The sequence below is a fragment of the Kribbella sp. NPDC006257 genome (genome assembly GCF_040613535.1).
Taxonomy (GTDB): Bacteria; Actinomycetota; Actinomycetes; order Propionibacteriales; family Kribbellaceae; genus Kribbella.
Map to the genome: position 1 here is coordinate 122,616 of NZ_JBEXSJ010000001.1, position 15,853 is coordinate 138,468.

The following is a 15,853-nucleotide window of genomic DNA, read 5'->3' on the forward strand; positions in this document are numbered from 1 at the left end:
CTTACTTCACCAGGCGCAACGCGAACGGGTACTTGTACGGCTCACCCTTGCTCGCGGCGATCGTGGCGAGGATCGCGAAGACGACCGCGGCGATCCAGATGATCGGCAGCGTGATGAACCCGATCAGGATGATCATCAGGAACGACGACGCGATGTAGCCGATGGCGACGGTGATCTGGAAGTTCAGCGACTCGACCGAGTTCGCCCGGACCATCGCCGAGTCGTTGCCCTTGACCAGCAGCACGATCAGCGGTGCGAGGAAGCCGAGCACGATGGTGCCGATGTGCGCGAGCAGCGACCAGGTGCGCTCCTCGTCCGGACGCATCGGCTGACCGGGGCCTTGCGGGTAACCGGGGCCCTGCGGCCCGGGGTACCGCGGGTCGACGCCACCCGGGCCCGGCGGGTACTGCGGGCCGGCGGGCGGCGTGAAATTGTTCTGGTACTGCGGGCCGGCCGGCGGCGGGGTGTCGTTCTGGTACTGCGGACCTGCCGGCGGCGGGGTGTCGTCCTGGTGTTGCGGACCCACCGGAGGCGGGGTGTCGCTAGGAGTTTCGCTCATGGTGATGACGGTAGAAGCCCCCGGGCCCGGCGGCGGCTCCCGCGAGGCAACAATGCGCCAACGATCGCCGAGCGGTGCGCCTTCAGGCATGCTGGCGGCAACGGGCGCGGGAGCTCACCCCTGGCCGAGGATGGGGAGGGTGGGCCGGCGCGGGATCCCGAGGGCCGCATACCCCCGGCGTACGGCGTGTTCGAGGTGCTCGACGGGCCACGGCCAGTCGTCGGTGTGGGCCAGGGCGGCCTCCAGCGGCGTACCGGCGTGGTGCAGCCCGGAGATGGTGTTCGCGACGGTGCCGAGGTCGCCGGCCTGGTCGCGGACGAACTCGGCGTCCACCACGGCGCCATGGCCCGGCACCACCTTCGCGGTTGCCGAGAGCAGCCCGATCAGCCGGTCGACGGTGTCGGCCCATTCGAGCGGGAAGGAGTCCTCCCCGTACGACGGGGGCGCGGACTCCTCGAGCAGATCACCGGCGAAGAACACGTCCAGATCCGGTACGACGACCACCACGTCGCCGTCGGTGTGCCCGTTGCCGAGGTGCAGCAACTCCACCCGGCGGTCGCCGAGCTCGATCACCTTCGCCACCGCGAAGGTGTTGTCGACGGCAACCGATTCGGTGTTCCCCGGATCGGCCGCCAGCGCCGCCGCGGTGTTCTCCTGCGCGAAGCTGGTCGCCCCCGCTTCGCTGAAGACAGCGTTGCCGTAGGTGTGGTCGAAGTGCGCGTGCGTGTTGACGACCCACCGCACCGGTACGTCGGTCAGCTCGCGAATCTCCGCGAGCAACTCACGAGCCTGCACTGCGTCGGCCCGGGTATCGATCACCACTGCGCTCTCACTGCCGGCCACCAGGCCGATATTCAGATCCAGCTCCGGATACCGGCGGACCCAGCATCTGTCGCCCAGCTCGGCCCATGCACTCATACCGCGACCTTAACCGGAGCATCCACCGCGCCGGTCGGCGGCCGAGGGCAAGCCCTATCCAAGCGGCGGAACGGCCCTTGAAGCACCGTGAAACGCCGCCTAAGGTCGCCAGAGCGACCGGAACTCATCCGATCTCTAGCCAGGCATTCTGAAGGGCAGGCGGCGTGACGACACGACGGGCACTGGTGACCAGAGGTGGCTGGGAAGGCCATCTTCCGGTCGAGGCGACCGAGCTTTTCATCCCGTTCCTGCGGGAGAACGACTTCGAGGTCGAGGTGTCGGACAACCTCGACAGTTACCTCGACCTGGACGGCACCGACCTGGTGCTGCAGTGCATCAGCATGGGTGAGATCACCGGCGAGCAGGTGAAGGGCCTCGAGGCCGCGGTCCGCAACGGGACCGGGCTGGCCGGCTGGCACGGCGGCATCGTCGACTCGTTCCGTAACAACAGCGACTACCAGTTCATCACCGGCGGCCAGTTCGTCTCGCACCCGGGCGGCTTCGTCGACCACCGGATCGAGGTGGTCTCCGATGACCCGATCGTCGAGGGCATCACGCATTTCGACCTGCACACCGAGCAGTACTACGTGCACGCCGACCCCACCAACACCGTGCTCGCGACGACCACCTTCCGGGCGCACCCGGACTTCCCGTGGATCGCCGGCGCGACGATGCCGGCTGTCTGGACCCGGACCTGGGGCGAGGGCCGCGTCTTCGTCTGTACGCCGGGGCACAGCCTCGCCGACCTGGACGTCCCCGAGGTCCGCACGATCATCGAGCGGGGGCTGCTGTGGGCGAGCAAGTGACCGGTATCGGCATCGTCGGGACCGGTGTCATCAGCGGTACCTACCTCGATCACCTGGCCAAGCTTCCGGGCGTCGAGGTGGTCGCGGTCGCCGACCTGGATCTGTCCAGGGCCGAGGCGATCGCCGAGAAGAACCCCGGCATTCGCGCCCTGTCATCCGACGACCTGCTGGCCGATCCCGCGGTCGACATCGTCCTCAACCTCACCATCCCGGCCGCGCACGCCCCGATCCACCAGGCCGCGCTGCAAGCCGGGAAGCACACGTACGGCGAGAAACCGCTCGCTGTCGACCGTGCCGAGGCAGAGCCGCTCCTGAAGCTGGCGGCCGCCAACAACCTGCGCATCGGCTGCGCTCCCGACACCGTGCTCGGCACCGGCACCCAGACCGCCAGAGCGATCCTGGATCGCGGCGACATCGGCGTACCGACTGCTGCTTCGGCGTACTTCGTCACACCCGGGCATGAGCTGTGGCACCCCGCACCGGAGTTCTACTACCAACCAGGCGGCGGTCCAGTGCTCGACATGGGCCCGTACTACGTGACCAGCCTCGTCACCCTCCTAGGTCCGGTACGCCGGGTTACTGCGCGAGGTGGTCGTTCTCAGGGCGAGCGGAAGATCCACACCGGTCCCCGGGCAGGTGAGACGTTCCCTGTCGACGTGCCGACCCACGTGACCGGCGTACTCGAGCACGAGTCCGGTGCGCTCACCACTGTGCTGATGAGCTTCGACGTGTGGGCAGCGCGACTCCCACGGATCGAGGTCTACGGCACCGAGGGCAGCCTGTCCGTGCCTGACCCCAACGGCTTCGACGGCAAGGTCGAGCTCGTCACCGCCGCCAACCGGGAGTGGACCGAGGTGCCTGTCGCGGGTGGGTACGCCGGAGCGGGTCGCGGCGTCGGTCTGGCGGACATGGCGCGCGCCATCCGGACGGGGGAGCCGCACCGGGCCAACGGCGCGCTGGCGTACCACGTGCTCGACGTCCTCGAGTCGCTGCTCGAAGCCGCTGCCCAGGACCAGCCGGTGGACGTCGCGAGCACCGTCGAACGGCCGGCCGCCGTACCGTTGGGAGCATCGCCGGAGTCCGCCTGACCAGGAGGCCGGCGCAACGCTGAGACGGGGCCCACGCCGTTACCCGGGGGTATCTGTCGCCACGGCTCGGTAGACTGGCACTCGAAACTTGTGAGTGCCAAGCCAGAGAGGGTGGTGCGCGTGCTGGACGAACGCAAACTGGACGTGCTCCGGGCCATCGTCGAGGACTACGTGGCGACCCACGAGCCGGTCGGCTCGAAGACGCTGGTCGACCGGCACAACCTCGGGGTCTCCCCGGCGACCGTGCGCAACGACATGGCCGCGCTGGAGGAGGAGGGGTACATCACCCAGCCGCACACCAGCGCCGGCCGGATCCCGACCGACGCCGGCTACCGGCTGTTCGTGGACAAGCTGAGCACGGTGAAGACGTTGTCCGCGGCCGAGAAGAAGGCGATCTCGTCCTTCCTGGTCGGCGCGGTCGACCTGGACGACGTCGTACGCCGTACGGTGCGGCTGCTCGCCCAGATCACCCGGCAGGTCGCGATCGTGCAGTACCCGACGCTGAGCAGGTCCAGCGTGCGGCACATCGAGGTGGTCACGATGACCCCGCGCCGGCTGCTGCTGGTGCTGATCACCAGCACCGGCCGGGTCGAGCAGCGGATCGTCGAGACCCATGAGGACGTCGACGAGCAACTGATCGCGGACCTGCGCTCGCGGCTGAACACCGCGCTCACCGGGCAGCGGCTGACCGATGCGGCGACCTCGCTCGCGAGCGTCACCGAGACCTTCGCGCCGGCCGACCGATCGCTGGTGGCCGCCGTCGTGACGAGTCTGCTGGAGGCCTTCACGGTCGAGGGCGAGCAGCGGATCGCGGTCGGTGGCGCGGCCAACCTGACCCGGTACGGCGACGACTTCGAGCGCAACGTGAAGCCGGTACTGGAGGCGCTCGAGGAGCACGTGATCCTGCTGAAGCTGCTCGGCGAGGCGACCAACCCGCAGACCCTGACGGTCCGGATCGGCCACGAGAACCCGTATGAGGGACTCGCCACCACCTCGGTCGTCGCCACCGGCTACGGCTCCAAGTCGGAGGCGCTGGCCACCCTCGGCATCGTCGGCCCGACCCACATGGACTATCCGAGCACGATGGGCGCCGTGCGCGCCGTCGCGCGTTACGTCAGCCAGATCCTGGCCGACTCATGAAGCACACCACCTACCGTTGGTCTGGAGTATGAGCACCGATTACTACGCCGTCCTGGGCGTCAGCCGAGACGCCTCACCGGACGAGATCAAGAAGGCCTACCGCAAGCTGGCCCGGCAGTACCACCCGGACGTCAACGACTCCGAGGACGCGCACCACAAGTTCCAGGAGATCGGCCGCGCGTTCCAGGTGCTGAGCGACCCGCAGAAGAAGCAGGTGCACGACCTCGGCGGTGACCCGTTCGCGAGCGGTCCGGGTGGTGCCGGCGGCGCCGGTTTCGGCCAGGCGTTCACCTTCACCGACATCATGGACGCCTTCTTCGGCCAGACCGGCGGCGCGACCCGGGGCCCGCGGCCGCGGACCCGGCGCGGCCAGGACGCGCTGATCCCGCTCCGGATCGACCTCGCCGAGGCGGCCTTCGGGACCACCCGCGAACTCAAGGTCGACACCGCGGTGGTCTGCCCGACCTGTTCGGGTTCCGGTGCGGCGGCCGGCTCGGAGCCGGTCACCTGCGAGATCTGCCACGGCCGGGGCGAGGTGACGCACACCCAGCGGTCGTTCCTCGGCGAGGTCCGGACGATGCGGCCGTGCCCGACCTGCCGCGGTTTCGGCACCACCATCCCGAACCCGTGCATCGAGTGCTCCGGCGACGGCCGGGTCCGCTCCCGGCGTACGGTCACGGTCAAGATCCCCGGCGGCGTCGACAGCGGCACCCGGGTGCAGCTGTCCGGCCAGGGCGAGGTCGGCCCCGGCGGCGGCCCGGCCGGTGACCTGTACGTCGAGATCGAGGTCGAGCAGCACGAGATCTTCAGCCGCAACGGCGACAACCTGCACTGCACGGTGACCCTACCGATGACGGCGGCGGCGCTCGGGACGACGATCGACCTGCCGACGCTGGAAGGCGAGACGATTCCGCTGGAGATCCGTCCCGGCACCCAGTCCGGGACGGCGATGACGCTGACCGCTCGCGGCGTACCGCGGCTGCGGCACGCGGGGCGCGGCGATCTGATCGTGCAGATCATCGTCGAGACCCCGACCAAGCTCGACGAGGGCCAGTCGGCGCTGCTGCGGCAGCTCGCCCAGGCGCGCGGCGAGGAGCGGCCGCAGGGTCAGATCCAGGCCACCCACAAGGGTGTCTTCGGGCGGCTGCGCGACGCCTTCGGCAACCACTGAACTGATGGGGCTCGCGGTTTTTCACCTGCCTGACCTGGCCGGACCGGAGCTGGTGCTCGACGGCGCCGAGGGTCGGCATGCGGCCGTCGTACGCCGGATCGGGCCCGGTGAGCGGCTGCGGCTGACCGACGGCCGCGGGTCGTTCGCCGAGGGGACCGTGACGGCTGCCTCGAAGACGGGTGTCACGGTGACCGTGGAGCATCGAGGGACGGTGCCGGCGGCGAGTCCGCGGCTGGTCGTCGTGCAGGCCTTGCCGAAGGGGGAGCGGGCCGAGCTCGCGGTCGAGATGCTGACCGAGGTGGGGGCCGACGTCGTCGTACCGTGGAACGCGGAGCGGTCGCAGTTCCGGTCGAATCCGGAGCGGGTCGCGAAGACGCTGACCAAGTGGCAGGCCTGGGCGTTCGAGGCGAGCAAGCAGTCGCGGCGGTCCTGGTTCTGCCAGGTCGCGCCGATCGCCTCGACGGCCGAGGTCGCTCAGCTGTTGCGTGACGCCGCGCTGCCCGTGGTGCTGCACGAGGAGGCAAAGACGCCGCTGTCGTCGTTGCCGCTGCCTGACAGCGGCGACATCGTCCTGGTGGTCGGCCCCGAAGGCGGCATCTCACCGGCTGAGCTCGAAACCTTCGGAGTCGACCCGGTCCTGCTCGGCGACACAGTCCTCCGTACGTCGACCGCCGGCGTCGCCGCCGCGGCAGCGCTGCTCTCGCACTCCCGCTGGACCTAACCGCGTACTGCCTGCTGATACGCGGCCAGGGTTTCGGCGTTGTCGATGCTGCCGTGGTGATGAGCCTGCGCCCAGCGACCGTCGTCGTAGGAGAAGATTCGCGTGGTGCGGATGTCCAGCGGGACCTCGCCGCGCTCGGGATGCTGATAGCTGCCCCGCTCGCGACCGGCGAAGACCACGGAGTCGGCCCGCCAGTAGGTGACCGCGTCACCGAAGCTGACCTGCACGTTCAACCCGCCCGCGAACACCTTGCGATACAGCTCCTCGACCGCGGCCCGCGACCGCAGGATCCCGCCGATCGGGTTGTTGAGCTGCACCAGCTCGTGATCGGTCCACACCGCCGTCAGTATCTCCAGATCCTGCTGGTTGAGCGCGTAGTAGAAGGTCTCGAGGGCTGCCAGTGCCCCTTCCCGTCCGGTGTGCGCCGCCTCCGACAGCCGATTCCGCGCCGCCGGTCCGAACTGGTAGTCGACGAGCTCGATCACCACGTCACCTCCGCTAGACTGTTCGATGTGAACCGAACACTAGTGTATGACGAGGGTCGAACACTGTGAGCACCGCCCGGGCCCGCTCGCTGACCCACGAGGATCCGGCAGGCGTCGACCTGCAGACTGCGCTGGAAGCGCTCGCGGATCCGGTCCGCCGGATGATCCTGCAGGACCTCGCTGCGCACGACGACTGGACGCGGGCCTGCGGCACGTTCGACCTGCCGGTTACCAAGGCGACCCGCAGCCACCACTTCGCCGTACTGCGTGCGGCCGGCCTGATCGAGCAACGCGACGACGGCCCGCGCCGGCTCAACCGGATCCGGCGACCCGAGTTCGACCAGGCGTTCCCCGGCCTGCTGGCCGCAGTACTGGATGTGAGCGGACGATGACCGACGTGGAGTCGACGTCCCGCTGGACCTGATCCGCAACCCTTTCAAAGGTTTTCGAAATGCTGCCGAACGCACTTTTCGGCGATTCTCGAAAACCTTGTCCGGGGACTTTCCGCACGGTTCGCTGGTGACCGGAAGATCCTCCTACGAAGGGTTTTGCTTGATGATCAGCAAGAAATCCGTCCGGCGTATCGCAGTAGGCGCCGCGGCCGGCGCCGTGGCGATGGTCGGCGCAGCCGGCGTCAGCACCGCGTCCGCCACCGAGGCTCCCGAGCTCAAGGGCCCGCAGATGAACTGCTTCGTGTCGACGATCGGCGTACCGGTCTACAACGTGCCGCCCGGCCGGCCGAACAGCCGGATCGTCTTCTGGGCGAACACCGGCCAGGGGATCACGGTCGTCGGCTACGACGCGGCCTGGCGGTACGGCGCGCTCTGGGGCGGCAGCGGCGACACCGGCGGTGCCGTCTACATCCACTCGAACTACCTGCGGAAGGGCAGCGCGACCGGCCCGGCCTGCAATTTCTGAGGCATCGCACAATAAATTCCGGGCCGGCGCCTTCGGGGGCCGGCCCGGAATTCTTATTTGACGATGATCGTCTTCGAGTCGATGTCGGTGATGGCGCCGTCGGCGGGGGAGATCAGGTAGGCCTCGAGCTGCCAGCGGCCGGAGCCGGCCTTCACGGGGAAGGCGAACGGGGAGAAACCCTGGCCCTGTTCGGTCGTCGCGCGGCCCTGGACGACCTGGCCGGTCTTGGTGTTGGTGGCACGCCAGTTCACCGCGGCCTCGAAGGTGGCGGCGATGCCATTGACCGTGAACGCGGGCGCGACCATCTCGCCCTCGGCCGGTGAGGTGATCCAGACCTTGGCCTGGACATCAGCGGCCTGTGCCCGGCTGAACGGCTGACTGGCGTCGACCGCACCGAACAGCATCCCGGCGGAGCGTCCCTCCTGGGTGACGCGGACCTGCTGGGAAGTGTCGCCGTACACCCCCTGGACCGTGTAGACGAGTTGCTGGATCGCGAAGTCGGCCATCCCCGCCGACATCTTCTTCTCCGACGGGAGCCGCTTGAAGTCCACCGTGACCACGCCATCGGCCTGCGTCACCGACGCTGGTACCGCGTCCAGCCAGAGCGAGTAGTAGTCGGCGTCGTCCGACTTGCCGGCGCTGAGCACCCGGACCGCCTCGAGGGCCGGCCGGCCGCTGACCGGGACATAGGTCCGGTAGAGCCGTACGCCGGCGCCGGTCGTATCGCTCGGCGTCTTGCCGACCCAGTACACCGGCACGGCCTTGCGCTTCACGCTCACCTCGGGCGTGGGACGCGTCTTCGCGGCCGTCGACAGGTCGCTGGGCGGTGGCATCGTCGCCTGGGAAGGGGCGGGCGTGACCGCGCTGGTCGGCTTCGTGGTGCTGGTGCTGATGCTCGCCGGCGGGCCGGCGACCTCGGGCTCGCCGGTGTTCTTCGCGTCGTCGCCGAGCATGGTGAAGGCACCGATCGCCGCCGCCGTACCGATCGCGGCCGCACCGGCGCTGATCAGCCACGGGCGCCGCGGGTTCATCTTGCGCTGGGAGCTGACCCGGGACTGGATCTCGTGCAGGCGGTCGGCCGGCTCGATCCGGCCGGCCTCGTCGGCCAGGGCGCGACGCATCAGCTCGTCGAACTGGTCGTCGTCGGTCATCGGCTCTGCTCCAGGACCTGGCGCAGCGACTTGCTCGCCCGCGCGGCATGACTCTTCACGGATCCCCGGCTGATCCCCATCGTGTCGGCGATCTCGGCCTCCGAGAGGTCACCGTAGTACCGCAGCACCATCACGGTGCGCTGCTTCTCCGGCAGCGTGCGCATCGCGTCGATCACCCGGTCGGTCTCGGCCGTCCGGAGCACAGCCTGCTCCGCGCTGGGCTCCTCCGGCAAGGACCTGGGCATGTGTTTGTCCACCACGACCAGGTGCCGCTGCCGCGAACGGCAGCGGTTCACCACCGCGGTGCGTAGGTAGGCCAGAGCCTTGTGCGGATCGCGCAACCGGTGCCACCGGGCGTGCATCGCCACGAAGGCGTCCTGCACGATCTCCTCGGCCGAACCGGTATCACGCAGCAGCAGGGCGCCGAGCCGGACCAGCGACGTGTAATGCGCCGTGTAGACCGCCGTCAACGCCTCGTCTGCATCCCACGAGGACTCATGTGCCACGCACTCATCGAACACCACAACGGGTTGTGCCACGCAACGAAGACGCCAAGGTCCCATCCCAGGTTGACAACCCCTTGACGTGTTCCTGACATTGGCAGCTCGAGGTGGACGGTGCGCGGTCGTCCGGCGACGCTCGGTGGCCGGATCGGCGGCGCCGTCCGGCGGGCCGGACGGGAATTGCGGTGAGGCTGTCGGCGCGGACGGCTAGCATGGTGGGGTCTCACTATCTGCTTCAGGAGGAACAGGCTGTCCAGGCCACGGAGTATCGAGCCGTCGCAACCGGGTGCGGCGCGCGCTGACAGCAGCGCAACAGGTGCCAACCACACGGCGTCCCACAAGATCGTGGTGCCGAACAGCATCGACATGGTGGCGTTGCTCGGAGCCCGGGACGAGTTCCTCCGGATCGTCGAGAAGGAGTTCGCGGCCGTCATCCTGGTCCGCGGCAACGAGATCAGCATGACCGGCGAGCCGGCCGAGCTGGCCCTGGTCGAGCGGCTGTTCGACGAGCTGGTCGCGGTCGTGCGCACCGGCCACGGGCTGGTCGCGGACTCGGTCGAGCGGAGCATCGCGATGATCAAGGCCGAGACGGTCGAGAGCCCGGCCGACGTGCTGACCCAGAACATCCTGTCCAGCCGCGGCCGGACGATCCGCCCGAAGACGCTGAACCAGAAACGCTACGTGGACGCGATCGACAAGAACACGATCGTGTTCGGCATCGGCCCGGCCGGTACCGGCAAGACCTATCTGGCGGTCGCCAAGGCGGTCCAGGCGCTGCAGGCCAAGGAGGTCAACCGGATCATCCTGACCCGGCCGGCCGTCGAGGCCGGCGAGCGGCTCGGGTTCCTGCCCGGCACCCTGTCGGAGAAGATCGACCCGTACCTGCGGCCGCTGTACGACGCGCTGCACGACATGCTGGACCCCGAGTCGATCCCGCGGCTGATGACGGCCGGGACGATCGAGATCGCCCCGCTGGCCTACATGCGCGGCCGGACCCTGAACGACGCCTACATCATCCTGGACGAGGCGCAGAACACCTCGCCCGAGCAGATGAAGATGTTCCTCACCCGGCTCGGCTTCGGCTCCAAGATGGTGGTCACGGGTGACGTCACCCAGGTCGACCTGCCGACCGGGACCAAGTCGGGCCTGCGGGTCGTCCAGGACATCCTGGAAGGCGTCCAGGACCTGACGTTCTGCCGGCTGACGTCGCACGACGTGGTCCGGCACAAGCTGGTCGGCCGGATCGTGTCGGCGTACGAGAACTACGAAAGTGACGCTGAGCCCCGAGCATGAACGTAGAGGTCAACAACGAGTCCGGTGTGGAGATCGACGCCCACGGACTGATGCGGCTGAGCCGTTTCGTGATGTCGTCGCTGCGCCTGCACCCCGAGTGCGAGCTGTCGATCAAGCTGGTCGACGAGGACACGATGGCGCGGTACCACGTCGAGTTCCTGGATCTGCCGGGGCCGACGGACGTGATGTCGTGGCCGATGGACGAGCTGCGGCCGGGTGGCAGTGACGCCGAGGAAGGTGACATGCCGCTCGGCCATCTCGGCGACATCGCGCTCTGCCCGACCGTCGCGGCCGCCCAGGGCGCGAAGGCCGGGCACGGCACCTGGGCCGAGCTGGAGCTGCTGACGGTGCACGGCATCCTGCACCTGCTCGGCTACGACCACGCCGAACCCGCCGAGAAGGCGGAGATGTGGGACGTCCAGGGCCGGCTGCTGGAAGCATGGCGCGCACCAGGCAACCAGATGGCCCAGTAGGGGTGAAGCTCCAGTGACTTACCACGACGGCGTTCTGCTGGTTGTGGCCGCGGTGCTCGTATTGCTCGCCGGACTGTTCGCCGGTGCAGAAGCGGCGCTGTCGTCGTACTCGAAGGTGCGCGCCAACGAACAGGTCGAGCAGGGCAACCAGCGGGCGGTCCGGCTACGAGACCTGCTGTCGGACGCCCCGCGGTACCTGAACTCCCTGCTGCTGGTCCGGCTGAGCTGTGAGATCACCGCGATCGTGCTGGTCACCCAGGCACTGTCCAACGTCTTCTCGGTCACCTGGGAGCACATCCTGATCACCGCCGTGCTGATGGTGGTGATCTCGTACGTGATCATCGGCGTCGCGCCGCGCACCCTGGGCCGCCAGCACACCGACCGGTTCGCGATGATGTCGGCCGGCCCGACGATGGCACTGGCCCGGGTGCTCGGCCCGCTGCCGAAGCTGCTGATCCTGCTCGGCAACGCGCTGACGCCGGGCAAGGGGTTCGCCGAAGGCCCGTTCGCGACCGAGGCCGAGCTGCGCGCGCTGGTCGACCTGGCCGAGAAGTCCTCGGTGATCGAGTCCGGCGAGCGGGAGATGATCCACTCGGTCTTCGAGCTCGGCGACACCATCGTCCGCGAGGTGATGGTGCCGCGGACCGACATGGTCTACATCGAGCGGCACAAGAAGCTCCGCCAGCTCACCTCGCTCGCGCTGCGCAGCGGGTACTCGCGGATCCCGGTGGTCGGCGAGTCGCTGGACGACATCGTCGGGGTGGTCTACCTAAAGGACGTGATGCGCCGCGTCTACGACAACGCCGCCGCCGAGTCGACCGAGCGGGTCGAGTCGGTGATGCGGCCGTGTATCTACATCCCCGACTCCAAGCCGGTCGACCAGCTGCTGCGCGAGATGCAGGCGGCCCGGATGCACGTCGCGATCGTGGTCGACGAGTACGGCGGGACGGCCGGCCTGGTGACGATCGAGGACATCCTGGAGGAGATCGTCGGCGAGATCACCGACGAGTACGACGAGGCGCCGGAGTCGGTGCAGGCGCTGTCGGACGGGGCGTATCGCGTCTCCAGCCGGTTCCCGATCGACGAACTCGGTGAGCTGTTCGGCGTACCGCTGGACGACGACGACGTCGACACGGTCGGCGGGCTGATGGCGAAACTGCTCGGCAAGGTGCCGATCCCCGGCGCCGAGGTCGAGATCGAGGGTCTCGGGCTGTCGCTCACCGCGGAACGCCCGTCCGGCCGCCGCAACCAGGTCGGCACCGTCCTGGTCCGCCGCGCCGAACCCGCCGGCCACCCCCAGGACACCAACCACCAAACCGCTTGATGGAGCCGTCTCGTTCCCCTCGTTTTCCTTCCCTTGTTTTCACTTTCGGGAGTTTGTTTTGACTGCTGAGTTGTCCGCTGAGGACGCCAAACTTGTGACGTTGGCGCGGGCCAGCCGGGCTCGGACGCGCGCTGCGGAAGGTGCCGCGGTTCGCGATACCGACGGGCGGACTTATGCTGCTTGCACGGTGCAGCTGGACACCGTCCTGCTGAGCGCGCTGCAGTTGGCGATCGCGATGGCGGTGTCTTCCGGCGTCAAGGGGATCGAGGCCGCCGCGGTGGTGACCGATTCGCTCGACGTCGACGTGGAGGTGGTGCGCTACTTCGGTGGTGCGGCCCTCCCGGTAGTCGTTGCCAATGGCAACGGAGAGGTTCGTGATGTCGTCCACACCTGAGTCGCCCGGGTTCCGGAGCGGGTTCGCCTGTTTCGTCGGCCGCCCGAACGCCGGCAAGTCCACGCTGACCAACGCTTTGGTCGGTCAGAAGATCGTGATCACCTCGTCGAAGCCGCAGACCACGCGGCACGCCGTACGCGGCATCGTGCACCGGCCGGACGCCCAGCTGATCCTGGTCGACACCCCTGGTCTGCACAAGCCGCGGACACTGCTCGGTGAGCGGCTGAACGACATCGTGAAGACGACCTGGGCCGAGGTTGACGTGATCGCCATCTGCCTGCCGTCGAACGAGCGGATCGGGCCGGGCGACCGGTTCCTGGTCACCGAGGCGGCCAAGGTCGCCAAGACACCGAAGATCGCGCTGGCGACCAAGTCCGACCTGGTCGGCCCGGACCGGATGGCCGAGCACCTGTCCGAGATCGCCACGCTGGGTGAGTCGGTCGGGATCGAGTGGGCCGCCGTCATTCCGGTCTCTGCCACCGACGGGTTCCAGACCGAGCTGGTCGCCGACGAGCTGGTCAAGCAGCTGCCCGAGGGGCGGCCGCTGTACCCCGACGGCGACATCACCGACGAGCCGGAGGAGATCCTGGTCGGCGAGCTGATCCGGGAGGCCGCGCTGGAAGGCGTCCGGGACGAGCTGCCGCACTCGATCGCGGTCACCATCGACGAGATGGGCCTGCGCGAGGACCGGCCGGCGGACAAGCCGCTGATCGACATCTACGCGAATCTCTATCTGGAGCGGGAGAGCCAGAAGGGGATCATCATCGGCCACAAGGGCGCCCGGTTGCGCGAGGTGGGCGCGAATGCCCGCCGCCAGATCGAGGCCCTGCTCGGTACGCCGGTCTACCTCGACCTGCACGTGAAGATCGCCAAGAACTGGCAGACGGACGCGAAGCACCTTCGCAAGCTGGGATTCTGACCTTGGACGTCCTGAAGAATCCGATGTACTACGCCCTGACGGGAGAGCACGCAGATCTGGCGGAGAGCCAGGGCCGGGCCGTTCGCTATCCGGCTCAGGTCGCCCCCTTCCTCGGACTTCCCGACGACCCGACCGAGCAGGACTGGGCCGACGCCGCCGAGCTGCTCGGTGCAGACCACGCGGCAGCGCTGATGCGCCCGGATCTCCCGCTGCCGGCTTTCATCAAGCTCGTCCAACAGTTCGACCTGGTCCAACTGGTCGCCCCAGAAGGCTTCGGCGCCACCCACACCGCGGACATGGCGCCGGTCGGGAACGGTGTGGCCGCCGGAGACGCCGCGGGCGATCCTGAGGGGATCCGGCCGGTGGTGCTGGGGCCGGACGATGTGCCGGAGATGCTCGCGTTGATCGAGCTGACCGATCCCGGGCCGTTCCGGGCCCGGACGATCGAGATGGGCAGCTACCTCGGGCTGCGCGACGGCGACCGGCTGATCGCGATGGCGGGGGAGCGCTGCCGCCCACCCGGCTACGTCGAGATCAGCGCGGTCTGCACCGACCCGGCGTACCGGGGCAGGGGCCTGGCGACCCGGCTGATCCGCGAAGTTGCCGCAGGCATCGAACAGGCCGGCGCCCACCCGTTCCTGCACACCGGTGGCACCAACACCACCGCGATCCGCCTCTACGAAGGCCTCGGCTTCACCGTCTCGAACCGGATGAAGGTCACCATCGTCCAGCCCGTCTAGGGCTGGCCCCCGCGGTCAAAGGCGTTCTGCTTTCACAGTGACTTCTGGAAGTCCACAGGTCTCGCGACGATGTGGCTCCGCACCCCCGCTTTCCTTCCCTTGCTAGAGCGACTTCTGGAAGTCCACAGGTCTCGCGACGATGTGGCTCCGCACCCCCGCTTTCCTTTCCTTGCTAGAGCGACTTCTGGAAGTCCACAGGTCTCGCGACGATGTGGCTCCGCACCCCCGCTTTCCTTCCGTTGCTAGAGCGACTTCTGGAAGTCGAGCGCCCTCGCGACGATGTGGTAGTTCAGTTGTTCGTTGATCGCGATCATGTGGGCGTTGGATTCGGCGTTCCAGGTGTCCAGCTGGGTGACGGCCGGTTCTTCTTCGCGTAGCCACAAGAGCATGCCGGTCTTCACCAGTGCGCCCAGGCGATGGCCTCGGTGGTTGCGCGAGACGGCGGTGTCCGCCTGCTCGGCGATGTGCGGGCGCTCTTGTTCGACCGTGACCGTCGAATGCCCTGCCAGTACGCCGGTCTCGCGGTGCCGGGCGATCACCCGGTACAGGTTCCGGTCGTGCGCGAGCTGCGCCTCTTCATAAGCCCGCAACCGCTCCGGGCTGTACTCGTCGTCCTCGATGTCCAGATCGTCCTTCGGCGCATCGTTGATCGACGCGGTCACCGCGACCATGTCCTCGAGCATCTCCTCCGGCAGCCGTCCGGTGACCCGGACCAGCTCGTACGCCGAGGAGGCGCGCACCGCTTCGGCGTACAGGTTCTCGACGATCGTCCAGTCGAGGCCGGCGATGTCCTGCCGGCGGTTCACCTCGATCGCCTTCTGCTCGTACCCGTGATGCTCGGCGAACGAGATTGCTTTCGGCAGGTCCCAGCTGGAGAGCCCGATCGAGGTGCGGCCAACGCGGCGCGCCAGCTGTTCGGCGTACCGGATGAGTTCGCTGCCGATCCCGCGGCCGCGGTAGTCCGGGTGGACCTCGACCTCGAGCCAGGCGAGGTTGGTGTTGTCGTACGTCGGCAACTCGACGGTCAGCAACCCCGCCGCGAACCCGTCGGCATCGCGAGCCAGGTACGCCTGGGAGGGATCGCCGTCCCACCCGTACCGCAGATCTGCGGCGTAGCTCCGTGGTGTCGGCAGCAGTGATTCGGGGCAGTCGAGTTTCGCGGTGGCGGTGAGCAGCGCTACCGCGTCGATGCAACCGGCCTCGTCGTCAGGAGAAAGCCTGGTGATGTCCACCGCCCCAGCGTGCACCCT

19 protein-coding genes are annotated in these 15,853 nt (G+C 68.4%); 13 read left to right on the plus strand and 6 right to left on the minus strand.

Features of this window, described 5'->3' with window-relative positions:
* Position 1 precedes the first annotated feature (1 nt).
* Together ABZ004_RS00595 and ABZ004_RS00600 are read right to left on the minus strand one after the other, a co-directional pair.
* Complete coding sequence (locus tag ABZ004_RS00595; RefSeq protein ID WP_355677621.1) at positions 2-559, minus strand: DUF4870 domain-containing protein; 558 nt, start codon at positions 557-559, stop codon at positions 2-4.
* Between the two features lie 114 nt (positions 560-673).
* Positions 674-1,477, minus strand: a complete 804-nt coding sequence (locus ABZ004_RS00600) for an MBL fold metallo-hydrolase (protein WP_355677622.1) — start codon at positions 1,475-1,477, stop codon at positions 674-676.
* A 164-nt stretch (positions 1,478-1,641) separates the two neighbouring features.
* On the opposite strand from ABZ004_RS00600, the gene ABZ004_RS00605 reads away from it, so the two are divergent.
* From ABZ004_RS00605 to ABZ004_RS00625, 5 genes are all read left to right on the plus strand, one after another.
* Positions 1,642-2,283: a ThuA domain-containing protein gene (locus ABZ004_RS00605; protein WP_355677623.1), complete on the plus strand. Its 642-nt coding sequence runs from the start codon at positions 1,642-1,644 to the stop codon at positions 2,281-2,283.
* Positions 2,268-3,371 carry a Gfo/Idh/MocA family oxidoreductase gene (locus tag ABZ004_RS00610; RefSeq protein WP_355677624.1) on the plus strand — a complete coding sequence of 368 codons (1,104 nt, stop codon included), beginning with the start codon at positions 2,268-2,270 and terminating at the stop codon, positions 3,369-3,371. Before ABZ004_RS00605 ends, ABZ004_RS00610 begins: the two co-directional genes overlap by 16 nt.
* Before the next feature lie 120 nt (positions 3,372-3,491).
* Complete coding sequence (gene hrcA / locus ABZ004_RS00615; protein WP_355677625.1) at positions 3,492-4,511, plus strand: heat-inducible transcriptional repressor HrcA; 1,020 nt, start codon at positions 3,492-3,494, stop codon at positions 4,509-4,511.
* A gap of 28 nt (positions 4,512-4,539) precedes the next feature.
* Positions 4,540-5,682: a molecular chaperone DnaJ gene (gene dnaJ / locus ABZ004_RS00620; protein ID WP_355677626.1), complete on the plus strand. Its 1,143-nt coding sequence runs from the start codon at positions 4,540-4,542 to the stop codon at positions 5,680-5,682.
* Between the two features lie 4 nt (positions 5,683-5,686).
* Positions 5,687-6,403: a 16S rRNA (uracil(1498)-N(3))-methyltransferase gene (locus ABZ004_RS00625; protein ID WP_355677627.1), complete on the plus strand. Its 717-nt coding sequence runs from the start codon at positions 5,687-5,689 to the stop codon at positions 6,401-6,403.
* Here the strand turns inward: ABZ004_RS00625 and ABZ004_RS00630 are convergent.
* A complete protein-coding gene (locus ABZ004_RS00630) occupies positions 6,400-6,888 on the minus strand; it encodes a nuclear transport factor 2 family protein (protein WP_355677628.1) in 489 nt (162 codons plus the stop codon). The genes ABZ004_RS00625 and ABZ004_RS00630 overlap by 4 nt on opposite strands.
* A 65-nt stretch (positions 6,889-6,953) precedes the next feature.
* Here ABZ004_RS00630 and ABZ004_RS00635 point away from each other — a divergent pair, with 65 nt between their 5' ends.
* The gene (locus ABZ004_RS00635; RefSeq protein ID WP_355677629.1) at positions 6,954-7,280 is read left to right on the plus strand and encodes a helix-turn-helix domain-containing protein; all 327 of its coding nucleotides are present in this window, start codon (positions 6,954-6,956) and stop codon (positions 7,278-7,280) included.
* 163 nt (positions 7,281-7,443) lie between these two features.
* Positions 7,444-7,806 carry a hypothetical protein gene (locus tag ABZ004_RS00640; protein WP_355677630.1) on the plus strand — a complete coding sequence of 121 codons (363 nt, stop codon included), beginning with the start codon at positions 7,444-7,446 and terminating at the stop codon, positions 7,804-7,806.
* 53 nt (positions 7,807-7,859) lie between these two features.
* Here the strand turns inward: ABZ004_RS00640 and ABZ004_RS00645 are convergent, their stop codons facing one another.
* The gene (locus ABZ004_RS00645; RefSeq protein WP_355677631.1) at positions 7,860-8,957 is read right to left on the minus strand and encodes a Gmad2 immunoglobulin-like domain-containing protein; all 1,098 of its coding nucleotides are present in this window, start codon (positions 8,955-8,957) and stop codon (positions 7,860-7,862) included.
* Positions 8,954-9,463 carry a SigE family RNA polymerase sigma factor gene (locus ABZ004_RS00650; RefSeq protein WP_355677632.1) on the minus strand — a complete coding sequence of 170 codons (510 nt, stop codon included), beginning with the start codon at positions 9,461-9,463 and terminating at the stop codon, positions 8,954-8,956. The genes ABZ004_RS00645 and ABZ004_RS00650 overlap by 4 nt, the downstream gene beginning before the upstream one ends.
* Before the next feature lie 363 nt (positions 9,464-9,826).
* Between ABZ004_RS00650 and ABZ004_RS00655 the strand changes: the two genes are divergently transcribed.
* From ABZ004_RS00655 to ABZ004_RS00680, 6 genes are read left to right on the plus strand one after another with little or no spacing between them, the layout of a single operon-like run.
* Positions 9,827-10,753, plus strand: a complete 927-nt coding sequence (locus ABZ004_RS00655; RefSeq protein WP_355677918.1) for a PhoH family protein — start codon at positions 9,827-9,829, stop codon at positions 10,751-10,753.
* The gene (gene ybeY, locus ABZ004_RS00660) at positions 10,750-11,226 is read left to right on the plus strand and encodes an rRNA maturation RNase YbeY (protein WP_355677633.1); all 477 of its coding nucleotides are present in this window, start codon (positions 10,750-10,752) and stop codon (positions 11,224-11,226) included. The genes ABZ004_RS00655 and ybeY overlap by 4 nt, the downstream gene beginning before the upstream one ends.
* A gap of 13 nt (positions 11,227-11,239) precedes the next feature.
* Positions 11,240-12,550: a hemolysin family protein gene (locus tag ABZ004_RS00665; RefSeq protein WP_355677634.1), complete on the plus strand. Its 1,311-nt coding sequence runs from the start codon at positions 11,240-11,242 to the stop codon at positions 12,548-12,550.
* Positions 12,551-12,608: 58 nt separating this feature from the next.
* Positions 12,609-12,944 (plus strand): cytidine deaminase, encoded by a 336-nt coding sequence (locus tag ABZ004_RS00670; RefSeq protein ID WP_355677635.1) that lies wholly within the window; start codon positions 12,609-12,611, stop codon positions 12,942-12,944.
* Positions 12,928-13,863, plus strand: coding sequence for a GTPase Era (gene era / locus ABZ004_RS00675; protein WP_355677636.1), 936 nt, complete (start codon positions 12,928-12,930; stop codon positions 13,861-13,863). The genes ABZ004_RS00670 and era overlap by 17 nt, the downstream gene beginning before the upstream one ends.
* A gap of 2 nt (positions 13,864-13,865) precedes the next feature.
* Entirely contained in the window at positions 13,866-14,603 is a 738-nt protein-coding gene (locus tag ABZ004_RS00680) for a GNAT family N-acetyltransferase (protein WP_355677637.1), read from the plus strand.
* 242 nt (positions 14,604-14,845) lie between these two features.
* On the opposite strand, the gene ABZ004_RS00685 is transcribed toward ABZ004_RS00680, so the two are convergent.
* Positions 14,846-15,835 (minus strand): GNAT family N-acetyltransferase, encoded by a 990-nt coding sequence (locus ABZ004_RS00685; protein ID WP_355677638.1) that lies wholly within the window; start codon positions 15,833-15,835, stop codon positions 14,846-14,848.
* Positions 15,836-15,853 lie beyond the last annotated feature (18 nt).

Excerpts from the sequence above, each read along its gene's own strand:
- dnaJ (WP_355677626.1), top strand. The coding sequence starts at position 4,540 with ATGAGCACCGATTACTACGCCGTCCTGGGCGTCAGCCGAGACGCCTCA.
- ABZ004_RS00595 (WP_355677621.1), bottom strand. The coding sequence starts at position 559 with ATGAGCGAAACTCCTAGCGACACCCCGCCTCCGGTGGGTCCGCAACAC.
- ABZ004_RS00645 (WP_355677631.1), bottom strand. The coding sequence starts at position 8,957 with ATGACCGACGACGACCAGTTCGACGAGCTGATGCGTCGCGCCCTGGCC.
- ABZ004_RS00600 (WP_355677622.1), bottom strand. The coding sequence starts at position 1,477 with ATGAGTGCATGGGCCGAGCTGGGCGACAGATGCTGGGTCCGCCGGTAT.
- era (WP_355677636.1), top strand. The coding sequence starts at position 12,928 with ATGTCGTCCACACCTGAGTCGCCCGGGTTCCGGAGCGGGTTCGCCTGT.
- ABZ004_RS00625 (WP_355677627.1), top strand. The coding sequence starts at position 5,687 with ATGGGGCTCGCGGTTTTTCACCTGCCTGACCTGGCCGGACCGGAGCTG.
- ABZ004_RS00640 (WP_355677630.1), top strand. The coding sequence starts at position 7,444 with ATGATCAGCAAGAAATCCGTCCGGCGTATCGCAGTAGGCGCCGCGGCC.
- ybeY (WP_355677633.1), top strand. The coding sequence starts at position 10,750 with ATGAACGTAGAGGTCAACAACGAGTCCGGTGTGGAGATCGACGCCCAC.
- ABZ004_RS00655 (WP_355677918.1), top strand. The coding sequence starts at position 9,827 with ATGGTGGCGTTGCTCGGAGCCCGGGACGAGTTCCTCCGGATCGTCGAG.